The organism is Streptomyces viridifaciens (assembly GCF_001888885.2).
GTDB lineage: Bacteria > Actinomycetota > Actinomycetes > Streptomycetales > Streptomycetaceae > Kitasatospora > Kitasatospora aureofaciens.
Genome location: NZ_CP090841.1, coordinates 4,867,177 through 4,879,988, shown reverse-complemented (window position 1 = coordinate 4,879,988; position 12,812 = coordinate 4,867,177). Strand labels below are relative to the sequence as shown.

The following is a 12,812-nucleotide window of genomic DNA, read 5'->3' as shown; positions in this document are numbered from 1 at the left end:
CCGCCGTACCGGCGACACGCCCGCGCTCAGGGTAGTGGAGCGTGGCCTGCGGGTAGTCGTGTCGCCCGCGCTGGCCGTGCCGGACAAGTCGGACGGCGCAGTGCTACCGAGTGGCGCATGCCCGGTCGGGGAGGGCGGCCGTAGCCTGCGAACCACCGAGCCGAGAAGTCTGGAGATACCCATGAGCGCCGTAACGCCGCTCCCGCAGGAGCGCCGTCTGGTCACCGCGATCCCCGGTCCGAAGTCGCAGGAGCTGCAGGCCCGCAAGCTGGGTGCGGTGGCGGCCGGCGTCGGGACCACCCTGCCGGTGTACGTCACCCGTGCGAACGGCGGCGTGCTGGAGGACGTGGACGGCAACTCGCTGATCGACTTCGGCTCCGGCATCGCCGTGACCAATGTCGGCAACAGCGCCGAGGCCGTGGTGGCCAAGGCGAGCGAGCAGCTGGCCGCTTTCACCCACACGTGCTTCATGGTGACCCCGTACGAGGGTTACGTGGCCGTCGCCGAGCAGCTGAACGAGCTGACCCCGGGCGACCACGACAAGCGCACGGCGCTGTTCAACTCGGGCGCCGAGGCGGTCGAGAACGCGGTGAAGATCGCCCGCGCGTACACCAAGCGCACCGCCGTCGTGGTGTTCGACCACGGCTACCACGGCCGCACCAACCTGACCATGGGCCTGACGGCGAAGAACATGCCGTACAAGCAGGGCTTCGGTCCGTTCGCCCCGGAGATCTACCGGGTGCCGGTGGCCTACCCGTACCGCTGGCTGACCGGTGCGGAGAACTGCGCCGCCGAGGCCGCCGCCCAGGCGATCGAGATCATCAACAAGCAGATCGGCGCCGACAACGTCGCGGCGATCATCATCGAGCCGATCCAGGGCGAGGGCGGCTTCATCGAGCCGGCCAAGGGCTTCATGCCGGCCATCGTGGAGTTCGCGAAGGCGAACGGCATCGTGTTCGTCGCCGACGAGATCCAGACCGGCTTCTGCCGCACCGGCCAGTGGTTCGCGTGCGAGGACGAGGGAATCGTCCCGGACCTGATCACCACCGCCAAGGGCATCGCCGGCGGTCTGCCGCTGGCCGCGGTGACCGGTCGCGCCGAGATCATGGACGCCGCGCACGCGGGTGGCCTGGGCGGCACCTACGGCGGCAACCCGGTGGCCTGCGCGGCCGCGCTGGGCGCCATCGAGACGATGAAGGAGCAGGACCTCGTCGGCAAGGCGCAGCGGATCGGCGAGGTCATGCTGGGCCGCCTGCGGGCCATGCAGGAGAAGTTCGACGTGATCGGTGACGTCCGCGGTCGCGGCGCGATGATCGCCGTCGAGCTGGTGAAGCCGGGCTCCAAGGAGCCGAACCCGGAGCTCACCGCCGCCGTGGCCAAGGCCTGCCACGCCGAGGGCCTGGTGGTGCTCACCGCCGGCACCTACGGCAACGTGCTGCGCTTCCTGCCGCCGCTGGTGATCCCGGAGCACCTGCTCACCGAGGGTCTGGACATCATCGAGGGCGCCTTCGCGCTCCAGGGTGTCACCGCCGCCTGATCCAGGCGCCACCTGCCCGCCGGAGGGATGTCCGGCAGCGCTGAACGGCCCGTGGGGACTTCTGGTCCCCACGGGCCGTTCGGTTCGCCGGGGGTGGGTGCGGGGGGGTCCAGGGGTCGTCGGAGGGCTGCTCCGGGCCGTTCGGGCATGATCGACGGGACCGTCCGAGGGTTGCCCGGAGCCGGGTGAAGATGATGTGCGGAATCGCTGAAGGCGCTCGGCGTGGAAGGGTGGTTGACGTAGTGTCATCGCAGATGGACAGCGAGCCTCAGCCATCGGCGGAGCCGTCCGCGGAGCCTCCCCGAGGGACGGGTCCGCGCGGGCACCGCGAGGACAACCAGGCCGCCCCGCGAGGGTCGGCGCACACCGAAGGCCGATCGACCGACCGTCCGACCCACACCCCCCGGGGCGCACGGAACGGCGATCATCAGAGCCGTCCCGGAGCTCTCCCCCCTGCTCCGGGGCGGCTGTCCGCCGTTCCGGGCCGGGTGGCCCGGTCGGTGGCGGTACCGGTGGTGGCGGCGGTGGTCCTGCTGCTGGTGTCCTGGCAGGTGGTGGTGGACGGGCCGCTGCTCGGGCTGGACCGCTCGGTCCGCGCGGCCGTCCGGTCGTCCCACCGGGACCACCCGAGTGCCCTGCTCGACCACTTGGGCCACCTGCTGTCGGACCTGGGCAACGGTGTGCTCGCCGTTCCGGCGCTGCTGGCGGCCGGGGGGCTGGCTGCCCGGTGGTGGCGCCGGGCGGGGGCGGGGCGCTGGTGGCTTCCGCTGCCGGTGGCGGCGCTGACCGCGGCGCTGATCCCGCTGCTGGTGGTCCCGGCGAAGGCGGCGTTCGCCCGGCCCGGTCCGCTCGGGGATCCGCTGACGTCGGGGCAGTGGGGCTGGTTCCCGTCCGGGCACACCGCGACGGCGACGTTCTCCTACGGTGTGGCGGCGTTGCTGCTGGCGCGGGCGGCGGGGGCGCGGACGGCCCGGTGGCTGACCGCGGCCGCGGCGGTGTCGGCGCTCGGGGTGGGCGCGGGGCTGGTGTGGAGCAGCTTCCACTGGCTGCTGGACGTGGTGGCCAGCTGGTGCCTGGCGGCCCTGGTGCTGTGGGCGCTCGACCGGTGGCTGCCCCGGACGGGCGCCTGAGGGGGTCAGGCCTCGGGGGCGTCCTCGTCGTTGCGGTGGACGAGGCCGGCCTCGCCGTTGTCGCGGTGCCATTCGACGACGAGTTCGTCGCGGGCGCCGAAGCGGACGAGGTGGCGGCCGACGACGTCCTCCAGCTCGGGCAGCTTGTCGCGCTCGCCCTCGACGGTGAGCAGCAGCGCGTCCGACTGGGCCTCCAGGGTGGCGGTGCCGGCGCGGAAGACCAGGGTGCCGTGGCCGGTCTCCGGGGAGAAGGAGGTCTCGATCCGGCGGCTCATGTGGGCGGCGAGCTGCTTGGCGTAGCGGGCGGCACGGTCGGTGGCGACGCGGGCGGTGGAAACGGGCATGGGTGCTCCAAGGTCGGGAGGGAGAACTTAGGGTTCCCTCACTTAGGGGCACCTTAACGTAGATGCTGAGCTAGGCTCAACATATTTCTCCGACCACTTCCCGCCGTCGGCCGCACGCCCGGGACCGGCCGATACGCTTGGCCCGACGCCAGCCGAGGAGACCGCCGATGACCACCACGCCACCCGCCGGTCCGGCGGACCCCTCCCCCGGCCCGCGGCCCGGCGCCCCCGGCTCCGCCGCCGAACTCGCGGACAGCATGACCAGGGCGATCAAGCGGATCCGCCGCCAGACCGGCTGGCGTCTGGAGCCGTACGGCATCACCCCCGGCCAGGCCCGGGCGCTGCGCACGCTCGCCCACGCCCCCGGCTGCGAGATCCCGGACGCCGCGATGCGGCTGAGCGACCTCGCGGAGAAGCTGCACATCGCCCCGCGCTCGGCCACCACCGTGGTCGACGCGCTCGAGGAGGCCGGGCTCGTCGAGCGCCGCCCCGACCCGGCCGACCGGCGCGCGGTCCGGATCCTGCTCACCGAGGCCGGGCGCGCGGCCCTGGAACGGATCGGGCAGGTCCGCGACGAGGTGGCGCAGGAGTACTTCGGCGAGGTCAGCCCCGAGGACGAGGAGGTGCTGCTGCGAGTGCTGCGCGCCGCCGAGGCCCGCTTCCTCGCAGCCGGGCCGCCGCCGCGGACGGCGCCCCCGGGCGCAGCGCGGTGATCCCGATCCCGGCGATCACCAGCAGGGCGGCCGCGGCGCCCGTCGGGCTGACCCGCTCGCCGAGCAGCAGCCAGGCCGAGGACATCCCGAACACCGGCACCAGCAGCGAGTAGGGCGCCACGGCGGTCGCGTCGTAGCGGCGCAGCAGGTAGCTCCAGGCGACGAAGCCGAACAGGGTCGAGAGCAGCCCGACGTAGGCGATCGTGCCGAGCCCGCCGAGGGTCATCCCGCGCAGCGCGCGCAGGTCCGCGCCCGGGCCCTCGACCAGCAGGGACAGGGCCAGCAGCGGAAGGGGCGGGACGGCGCTGACCCAGACCATCCAGCGCAGCGCGTCCGGCGGCGAGGCCTTGCGGGTCAGCACGTTGGCCAGGCCCCAGGCGACGGCCGCCAGCACGACCAGCACGAAGGCGCCGAACGGGCCGCCGAGGCCCTGGTCGAAGGCGCTCAGGGCGATGCCGGCGAAGGCGGTCGCCAGACCGAGCAGCCGCCGCCGACCGGGGCGCTCGCGCAGCAGGACGGCGGCGAACAGCGCGGTGAAGCCGGCCTGGCCCTGGAGCACCAGGGAGGAGAGGCCGGCCGGCATCCCGGCGTGCATGCCCATGAAGAGCAGCCCGAACTTGACCACACCGAGGACCACGCCGACCGCCAGCACCCAGCGGCGGGCCACCCGGGGCGGTCCGACGAAGAAGACCGCCGGCACGGCGACCACGGCGAACCGCAGGGCGCAGAAGAGCAGCGGCGGGAAGCTGTCCAGGCCGACGTGGATCAGGACGAAGTTGAGGCCCCAGACGGCGGCCACCAGGACGGCCAGCGCGATGTGACGCGGACTCATGCTCGCGCCGACCAAAGCGGCGGGGGTTGCGGTCATGGGTCGAGCATGGCGGCGCGGGAACGTGTAGCACCAGCGATGAATTCTGAAGAGAACACTTTAGGATTGCTGCATGATGGATCTGGGGCGCCTGCGGGCGCTGCACGCCGTGGCGGTGCACGGTTCGGTCGGCCGGGCGGCGGCCGCACTGGGGTTCACGCCCTCGGCGGTCTCCCAGCAGATCGCCAAGCTGGAGCGGGAGACCCGTACGGTGCTGCTGGAGCGGCAGGGCCGGGGCGTGGTGCTGACCGACGCGGCCCGTGAGCTGGCCGCCACCGCGCGGACCGTCCTGGGGCTGGTGGAGCGGGCCGAGGTGCGACTGGAGGAACAGCGCGGCCAGGCGGTCGGGCGGCTGCTGGTGGCCGCGTTCGCGACCGGGGCGCGCGGGCTGATGCCCGGGGTGCTGGCCGAGCTGCGGCGGCGCTGCCCGGAGGTGGACGTCCGGCTGCTGGAGAGCGACCCGTACCCGGCGGCCGAGCTGGTGGGGCGGGGCGAGGTGGACCTCGCGCTGGTGCAGGACTGGCCGAGCGTGCCGCTGCCGGTGCAGGAGGGGCTCTCCCGGCTGGACCTCGGTACGGATCCGGTGGACCTCGTGCTGCCCGCCGACGACGACCTGGCGGCACTGGACGCGGTGCCGGTGGAACGGCTGCGCGGGCAGCGCTGGATCAGCGTGCCGCCGGGCAACATCTGCCACGACTGGCTGGTCCGCACCCTGCGCGAGGCCGGCGAGGAGCCGGACGTGCGCTACCAGGTCGACGACTTCGAGACCCAGATCGCGCTGGTGGCGGCCGGTCTGGGGATGGCCGTGGTGCCCCGGCTCGGCCGGGGCCCGCTGCCGGCCGGGGTGGCGGCCCGCCCGGTGGCCTCGCAGCCGAGCCGGCGGGTGTTCGCGCTCTGGCGCGCCCAGGCCTCCCGACGGCCGGCGATCACCGAGGCGCTGGCGGTGATGAAGGACTGCTGGGCCGCGGTCGAGGAGGCTCAGCGGCGGGCGGCGTAGCAGCGTCGGTGGCGGGACCCGCGGCGGGAGCGGCGGGAGCGGCGGGAGCGGCGGGAGCGGCGGGAGCGGCGGGAGCGGCGGCGAGGCTAGCTGGCGAAGCCGATGACCAGCCACATGAAGCCGACCCCGGCGAGGGTGCACAGCAGGGTGCTGCGCGAGGGGTGCGGGCTGTGCGCCTCGGGGAGGATGTCGGAGGTCGCCAGATAGAGCAGGAAGCCGGAGAAGAAGCCCAGGTAGAGACCGAGCAGGTGCTCCGGGATGGTGAAGGCCAGGGTGATCGCTGCGCCGGAGACCGGGGCCAGCGCGTCGGCCGCGAGCAGGGTCAGCGCCCGGCGCCGGTTGTTCCCGTACAACCGGGTGATCGTGTACGTGTTGAAGCCGTCGGCGAAGTCGTGGGCGACCACCGCGATGGCCACCACGGTGCCGACCGTGGTGCCGGCCTGGAAGGCGGCGCCGATCGCGAAGCCGTCCATCACGCTGTGCCCGACCAGGGCCAGCGCGGCGGTCAGGCCGATGCCCTGGTGCCCGGAGTGGTGGGCGTGGCCGTGGTGGTGGCCGCCGTGGGTGTGTTCGGCGTACTCGCCCTCGTGGCCGCGGTGGATGGCGACGGCGCGCTCGATCACGTGGATGGTGAGGAAGCCTCCCGCGAACATCAGCAGTGCCTGGGGCACGCCGTGTACCTCTCCCGGCGCCTGGTGGATCGCCTCGGGCAGCAGGTCGAAGGCGACCACGCCGAGCATCAGGCCGGCGGCGAAGCCGAGCACCAGGTGGCGGCGGTCGCCGGTGCGCTGGGCTACGAAGCCGCCGATCAGCGTCATCAGGAACGCTCCGGCGGCGACCAGGACGGCGGTCATCGGGCCGCCTCCGCCGCCAGGACCGCCGGATGACCGGTGCCGTCGTGTGGTCTGCCGAGCGTTGTGCCCATTCCTCTTCCCCTGGGGTCCGCCCGTGGCCGGGCCGACCGCCGACCGTACCGGACGGCCGTTCGAGGGTGATCGCCCGGGGGGTGCCCAGGGGCTCGACCGCTGCTCCGTGCGGTCCCGTCGGCCCGGTTCCCTCAGCCTTGGTCCGGGCGCGGAAGGGCGCCCGCCGGGTGGGCCGTCGGAGTGAAGTTCCGGGCGGAGCGGGCCGCCCCGGTTTCGGGGGGCGGACGGCTCAACGGCCGGCGGCGAGCGGCAGGCCCAGGTGGGTGCGGGCGAGTTCGCGCACGCCGTCGCCGTCGATCAGGTGGATGTGCCGGTGGCTCTCCTCCGCGGTGAGGTCCAGGGCCTCGTCGGCGAAGCGGCCGGTGGTCAGCCGCAGGCCGCGGTCGGCGGACTCCTCGCGGACCGCCTCGGCCAGGGTCTCGATCTGCTCCACACCGACCGACGCGGAGTCCCGGGAGGCCCAGACCACCCAGCGGCCGGGCAGCGCACTGCCGGGGGAGCCCTCGCCGGTCGCGACCAGTCCGGCCGGGCCGCGCAGCCGTACGCTCCACTCGGCGAGCCCGCCCCGGGTGAGCAGGTCGCGCACCAGCTGGGCGAACTCGTTGGCGGACAGGTCGGGCGCGGCCGGGACGGTGGCACCGGCCTGGGCGGCCGGCCGAACGACCGTCCGGGCGTACGGGTCCGGGGTGACGGCGGCGCCGAGCTGGCGCAGCCGGACCAGTGCCTCGTCCTGCTCCGCGTCGGCGTAGACACCCTCGTCGTCGCGGTCCTCGTACGGGGTCTCCGGCGGCAGCAGCCGGGTGCGGGCCAGCGCGTCGCGGTCGGCGTCCACGCTGAGCAGGCAGAGCGGCTCGACCGCGCCGGGTTCGCGCAGCCAGCCGTTGAGGACGACGCCGGCGAGTATCTCGTCGGTGTCCACGGCGTCGGCGGCCTGCAGCGAGCGCAGGGCGAGCCGGGCGACCAGCCGCAGGTAGTCGGTGGCCCGGTCCGCGGGCGGACGCGGCACCGGGACGATGTCGCCGTCGGGGGCGAGCCGGTAGCCGGTGAGCGAGGGCACCAGGTCGAGCGGGGGGAGGTCGAGGTCCAGCACTGCGGTGCGGGTGAGCGGCCGGAAGACCGCCCGGCAGGGGGCCGACAGGTCCTGGGTGGCGGTCTCGGCGGCGGCCAGCGCGCGCTCGAGCAGCGATTCCACGGCGGCCGGTTCGGCCAGCCGGTAGGCGCGCCGGCACTCCTCCAGGCTGTCGTTGTACTCACGCACGGCGCGGGCCCGGGCCTCCTCGGCCGCCTCGTGGGCGCGCCGGGACTCGTCGGCGGCCGGGCTGCCCGCCTCGGCCCGGCGGGTGCGCCACTCGCGCAGGGCCCGCTGGTGGGTCAGCCGGGCCTGGGCCAGTTCGCGCTGGTATCCGGAGTCCAGCAGGCGGCGCGAGGCGCCGCCCTCCGGGTCGGCGGCGGCCGGCTCGGCGGGGGCGAAGTCCTCCCAGCGAGGCTCGGACCCCTCGTCGGCCCCCGGGCCGTCGCCCGGGTAGGGGCGCGGCTCGTAGTGGCGCAACTGGCTCTCGAAGTCCATGGCCGAGACGGGCAGCGCGGCCCGCCGCAGCAGGTCGGCCAGCCGGTCGTGCTCGGCCTGGACGGTGAGCGTGCGGTGGTGGGTGAGGGCGGCGGCCCGGGCGTGCGCCGCGATGGCGGGGTCGTCGGGGTTCGGCTCGGTGGGGTTCGGCGCAGCCGAATTCGGGTCGGCGGAGTTCGGGGCGGCGGAGTTCGGGTCGGTGGAGTTCGGGTCGGACGGGCCGCCAGGAGCCGACTGGTCGTCCCCGGCCGGACCCGCACCGGGGCGGCCGGGCGCGGGCCGGCCCGCGGCGCCTTCCGGCTCCGGGCCCTGGTCGGCGCCGAGGTCGCGGAAGACCGAGGCGAGGAAGCCCGGTTGGGGGAACTGGACGGTGGCGGTGCCGTCGGACTGGCCGTCTGCTGAGTACTGCATCGGTCGTCGTTCCCCCATGCTCGTCCGGCGCCTGCCAGGGGCGACAGACCGGACCGCGGCCCCGCCCCTGCCGGACATTGTCCACCGAACGGGCGCAGCGGTCAGCCAGGACGGTCAGTTGGTCCGCGTGTTGGTGAGGTGCAGACCGATGTAGCCGACGTAGATCCGGCCACTGCCGGAGCAGTCGTCCAGGTAGTGCAGCCGGGGTGCGGTACGGCCGCCGCCGATCCTCAGGTGTGCGCCCATGAACGCGCGCCGGGAGGCGTCCACGCATTCCGGTACCGGCAGCATCCGTTCGCGCTTCCACTTGGTGTGACTGAACACCGTCCGGGACTCGCCGCGCACCGCCTTGCGGGGCGGGAACCGGTGGCAGCCGTCCGGCGTGTGCTCGCACCACTGCTTGAAGTCCCCGCCGGCAGCGCCGCGCACGGCCGCCTCCGCGTACTCCTGCAGAGCCGTCAGGCCGTCCCAGGCGAGCCGGGCCCAGCCGGCGCCCACGCACTGGAGCCCGTCCAGGGCGAGCGCGCTCTTCTGGTCGCCGGTGAAGGTGAGCAGCGGGAACTCCCCGATCCTGGCGAGGAGTTCGGTGAAGGTCTCGGGCTTGACCGGGCGCCCGGCGGACTGGGCGGCACCACGACGGCCGACGGCGCCCGGGCCGCTGCAGTGACGGCCGGCCAGGACACCTCGGGTGCCGGCGCGCAGGCGGACCTCGTGGGCTTCCCTGATCTGACCACGGTCGCGACGCTCCAGGCGGAGGGTGTGCCGGACCCGCTCGAGCTCGTCGGCCCTGGCCTGCTGCTCGGCGCGGTCCTGCTGTTCCTCGCGAGCCAGCGCGGCCAGTTCGGCGACCGGATCGACGGCCCGGTCCACGGCCGCAGCCGTACTCGCACCCGCACCCGTGCCCGCGGGCACGGCCACGGTCGTCCGCTCGACGGCCGGGCGCAGCTGCGGCGGCGGGACGCGCAGCACCGGGACGGCGGCCAGCGTCGGCGGCAGCGGCTGGTCGGCGGCGAGGCGGCGAGGCTCCCGGGCGAGCAGCCCGGCGGCACCGCGGAGGTCCTGCTCTATTCGGCCCCGGGCGAGCACCGGGTGCCGGACGCCGTCCTGCCGGGAGGCCGGGTCGACCTCGGGCAGGTAGGTGCGCACCGCACCGCCGTACACGGTGTGGTACTCCAGCGCGACGTTGAACCCGGTGCGGGCGCCCGGATCCAGCACGTAGGCGTTGGCGAGACCGGGCAGCTGCCGGCAGAGCGGGCGGACCACCTCCTGGACCCAGTGGTCGAGCGGGAGGTTCACCGGGACGCTGGCGACCACGGTGGGCAGCCGGCGCTCCGGGTCGCACAGCTCGTCGATCAGGTCGTCAACCTCGTCGGCCGTGATCACCCGGGGGGCGGAGTGGACGGCGGCCGGGCCGTCGGCGGCGTCCAGCAGCGGGAGCAGCGTGCGGGCGAGTTCGGGGACCGGCACCCGGCAGGGGGTGCGCACACCGCTGCCGGTGCTGTGGGTCTCGGCCTCCAGCCGGAACCAGGTCGGGCCTCCCACGCCGGTGGCCACGGTGAGGGTGAGCTGCCGGGTGCCGTGCGGGGCCGGGGTGCGCAGGCGGCGGCGGTCGTAGCGACCGGCGCCCGGGCCGCCGCGCAGCGGCCCGTGGTCACGGTCCAGTAGGACGCGCTCGCCCAGGCGCAGGCGCTCGGCGGCGGGAGGCGCTCCCGCGGCGGCGTCGGAGGTGGGTGGCGGCTCCTCGCAGCCCTCCTGCTTCAGCCAGGAGGCGAGCTGCTCGTCGGCCAGGGCGACGGCGTCGGCGTGCGGGAGGGCGGTGGTGACGGTCATCCGGTAGGGCGTCGCGGGGCCGCGGGCGCCGGGTAGGACGGCACCGGCGGACGACGGCGAGCGGTCTGAGGTCATGCGCATACCTCCGTGGTGCGGGGTGGGGTCTGTTGTCCTCCATCGATGGATTTCGTCCGGTTCGGCCGGATCCTTGCCCAGGAAACGCCACGGCCCGGAGCGGAAGTTCCAACTCCGGGCTACGACACTACGTTCGGGTGAATCTGTTCAAGCCGTCTTCCGCGTGGCACAACCGCTCGGCTACGAAAGGCGACCCGGTGGGCCTGGCCTCAGACCGGCACCTCGACGTAGGTGCGGCCGGCCGGCACCGCCACCGCCGTACCGCCGGTCGCCTCGGCCAGCCAGGTGTGGAACCCCGCCACCTCCGGCTCCGGCACGCCCACCTCGATCCGCACCCCGGCCGCCTCGTAGGCGAGGTCGCTCACCGCGTACCCGGCGGCCCGCAGGTCGTTCTCCACCCGCCCGGCGCGCACGTGGTCCGCCGTCACCGCGAGCAGTGCGACCGGTCGCCGCTCCAGCAGGCCGACCTCGTCGACCGCCTCCGACACCGCGTTCCCGTAGGCCCGCACCAGGCCGCCCGCGCCGAGCTTGATCCCGCCGAAGTACCTGGTCACCACGGCGACGGTGTCGGTCAGGCCCCGTCGGCGCAGCACCTCCAGCATCGGCACCCCGGCCGTGCCGCCGGGCTCGCCGTCGTCGCTGGAGCGCTCGCGGCGCTGGTCGTCGCCGACCACGAAGGCGGTGCAGTTGTGCCGGGCGTCCCAGTACTGCTTGCGGATGCCGGCGATGAAGGCCTGCGCCTCGTCCTCGTCGGAGACCCGGGCGAGGTGGCAGATGAAGCGGGACTTCTTGATCTCGGTCTCGTGGCTGCCGGCCCGCCGGATGGTGAGGTACGGCCTGGTGGTCGGTTCCGGCGTGGCGGACATGGCGCGGTGGTTCTCCCGGGAACGGCGACGGCTGGCGGCGCGCACCCCGGAGGGTTCCGGGGCGGCACCGCCAGCCTAGTTGGCGCGCGGCCGCGGGGTCCGCGGCCGCCGGTTGCGGCCGGGACGGTGCGGTGGCCGGGGGCTCAGCAGCCGGGGCTCAGCGGCCGGCGAGCGCGTCCAGGCGGGCGCGGTCCAGACCGGTCAGCGCGGTGAACTCGGCCGGGTCGACGGCGCCGCAGTCGAGGCCGCGCAGCAGGTAGCCGCTGAGGGCCCGGGCGGTGGCCGGCTCGTCCATCACGTCGCCGCCCGCCTTGGCGACGTACGCGGCCAGCCTGGCGGCGGCCGCCGCCAGACCCTCGCGGTAGAAGGAGTACACCGCGACGTAGCGGGTCGGCAGGTGCGCCGGGTGCATGTCCCAGCCCTGGTAGTAGGCGCGGGCCAGGGAGCGGCGGACCAGGTCGTGGTGGAGCTTCCAGGCGGCGTGCACCTGCTCGGTGGAGCCGGTGGGGATCACGTTGGTCGAGCCGTCGGAGAGCCGGACCCCGGTGCCGGCCGCCGCCACCTGCATGACCGCCTTGGCGTGGTCGGCGACCGGGTGGTCCATGCTCTGGTGGGCCGCGCTGACGCCGCAGGAGGCGCTGTAGTCGAAGGTGCCGTAGTGCAGGCCGGTGGCGCGACCCTCGGCGGCCTCGATCATGAGGGCGACGGTGGCCCGGCCGTCCGGGCCGAGGATCGCCTGGGTGGTCTCGATCTGGATCTCGAAGCCGATCCGGCCGGCGGGCAGCCCGGCCCGGCGCTCGAAGTCCTCCAGCAGCCGGACCAGCGCGGTCACCTGCTCGGCGTAGGTGACCTTGGGGAGGGTCAGCACCAGGCCCTCGGGCAGGCCGCCGTTCGCCAGCAGGGTGGCGAGGAACAGCTCCAGGGTGCGGATGCCGCGGGCGCGGACGGGCGCCTCCATGCACTTGATCCGGATGCCGAGGTACGGCGGCGCGCCGCCCTCGGCCACCGCGGCGGCGACCAGTTCGGCGGTCCGGACGGCGGCGGCGTCCTCCTCGGCGTCCGGGCGGGGGCCGTATCCGTCCTCGAAGTCGATCCGCAGGTCCTCGATCGGCTCGCGCTCCAGCTTGGCGCGCACCCGGGCGTGCACGTCGGCGAGCAGCGCGTCGTCGGCGACGCCGAGGGCGCGGGCCAGCTCGGCGGGGGTGCCGGCGTGGGTGTCGAAGGCCTCCAGGGCCTGGCGGCCCCACTCCCGTACGGTGTCGGCGCCGAAGGCGTCGGCGGGGACGTAGACGGTGTGCACCGGCTGCCGGGTGCCGGAGTCGCCCGGGTAGCGGCGCGCCAGGTCCGCGTCCACCGGGGCGAGCAGCGCCTCCACGGCGTCGCGGGCGGCGGCGGAGAAGGAGGCTCCGCCGGTCGCTCCGGTTCCGTCGACCTCGACCTGCGACATCCGCACTCCTCCGTGCCGAACCAGCGCTTCAACAATTTGTTGATGTGAAGGTAGCTCCGGCGGGTTCGGGCGTCAATGGCCGACCGAGCGGTGGACGGAGG

The 12,812-nt window shown here is 74.7% G+C and carries 11 protein-coding genes; 4 read left to right on the top strand and 7 right to left on the bottom strand.

Features of this window, described 5'->3' with window-relative positions:
• Positions 1 to 181: 181 nt before the first annotated feature.
• Positions 182 to 1,537: a 4-aminobutyrate--2-oxoglutarate transaminase gene (gene gabT / locus BOQ63_RS28995; RefSeq protein WP_030290400.1), complete on the top strand. Its 1,356-nt coding sequence runs from the start codon at positions 182 to 184 to the stop codon at positions 1,535 to 1,537.
• A 500-nt stretch (positions 1,538 to 2,037) separates the two neighbouring features.
• Positions 2,038 to 2,667, top strand: a complete 630-nt coding sequence (locus BOQ63_RS28990) for a phosphatase PAP2 family protein (protein ID WP_072655206.1) — start codon at positions 2,038 to 2,040, stop codon at positions 2,665 to 2,667.
• A gap of 5 nt (positions 2,668 to 2,672) precedes the next feature.
• Here BOQ63_RS28990 and BOQ63_RS28985 read toward each other — a convergent pair whose 3' ends face one another.
• The gene (locus BOQ63_RS28985) at positions 2,673 to 3,011 is read right to left on the bottom strand and encodes a DUF2218 domain-containing protein (RefSeq protein ID WP_033355070.1); all 339 of its coding nucleotides are present in this window, start codon (positions 3,009 to 3,011) and stop codon (positions 2,673 to 2,675) included.
• Between the two features lie 167 nt (positions 3,012 to 3,178).
• Between BOQ63_RS28985 and BOQ63_RS28980 the strand changes: the two genes are divergently transcribed.
• Complete coding sequence (locus BOQ63_RS28980; RefSeq protein WP_078867723.1) at positions 3,179 to 3,724, top strand: MarR family winged helix-turn-helix transcriptional regulator; 546 nt, start codon at positions 3,179 to 3,181, stop codon at positions 3,722 to 3,724.
• Here the strand turns inward: BOQ63_RS28980 and BOQ63_RS28975 are convergent.
• Positions 3,615 to 4,556 (bottom strand): EamA family transporter, encoded by a 942-nt coding sequence (locus tag BOQ63_RS28975; protein WP_030290396.1) that lies wholly within the window; start codon positions 4,554 to 4,556, stop codon positions 3,615 to 3,617. The genes BOQ63_RS28980 and BOQ63_RS28975 overlap by 110 nt on opposite strands.
• Positions 4,557 to 4,665: 109 nt before the next feature.
• On the opposite strand from BOQ63_RS28975, the gene BOQ63_RS28970 reads away from it, so the two are divergent.
• Positions 4,666 to 5,589: a LysR family transcriptional regulator gene (locus BOQ63_RS28970; RefSeq protein WP_030290395.1), complete on the top strand. Its 924-nt coding sequence runs from the start codon at positions 4,666 to 4,668 to the stop codon at positions 5,587 to 5,589.
• Between the two features lie 86 nt (positions 5,590 to 5,675).
• On the opposite strand, the gene BOQ63_RS28965 is transcribed toward BOQ63_RS28970, so the two are convergent.
• The 5 genes from BOQ63_RS28965 to BOQ63_RS28945 form a co-directional block, all read right to left on the bottom strand.
• A complete protein-coding gene (locus BOQ63_RS28965; protein WP_030290394.1) occupies positions 5,676 to 6,443 on the bottom strand; it encodes a ZIP family metal transporter in 768 nt (255 codons plus the stop codon).
• 301 nt (positions 6,444 to 6,744) lie between these two features.
• Positions 6,745 to 8,493 carry a restriction endonuclease gene (locus BOQ63_RS28960; RefSeq protein WP_030557788.1) on the bottom strand — a complete coding sequence of 583 codons (1,749 nt, stop codon included), beginning with the start codon at positions 8,491 to 8,493 and terminating at the stop codon, positions 6,745 to 6,747.
• A gap of 114 nt (positions 8,494 to 8,607) precedes the next feature.
• Positions 8,608 to 10,398: a hypothetical protein gene (locus BOQ63_RS28955; protein WP_050366779.1), complete on the bottom strand. Its 1,791-nt coding sequence runs from the start codon at positions 10,396 to 10,398 to the stop codon at positions 8,608 to 8,610.
• Positions 10,399 to 10,607: 209 nt separating this feature from the next.
• Positions 10,608 to 11,264 carry a YigZ family protein gene (locus tag BOQ63_RS28950; protein WP_046385372.1) on the bottom strand — a complete coding sequence of 219 codons (657 nt, stop codon included), beginning with the start codon at positions 11,262 to 11,264 and terminating at the stop codon, positions 10,608 to 10,610.
• Between the two features lie 157 nt (positions 11,265 to 11,421).
• Entirely contained in the window at positions 11,422 to 12,711 is a 1,290-nt protein-coding gene (locus tag BOQ63_RS28945; RefSeq protein WP_030290390.1) for a DUF6986 family protein, read from the bottom strand.
• Positions 12,712 to 12,812: the final 101 nt, after the last annotated feature.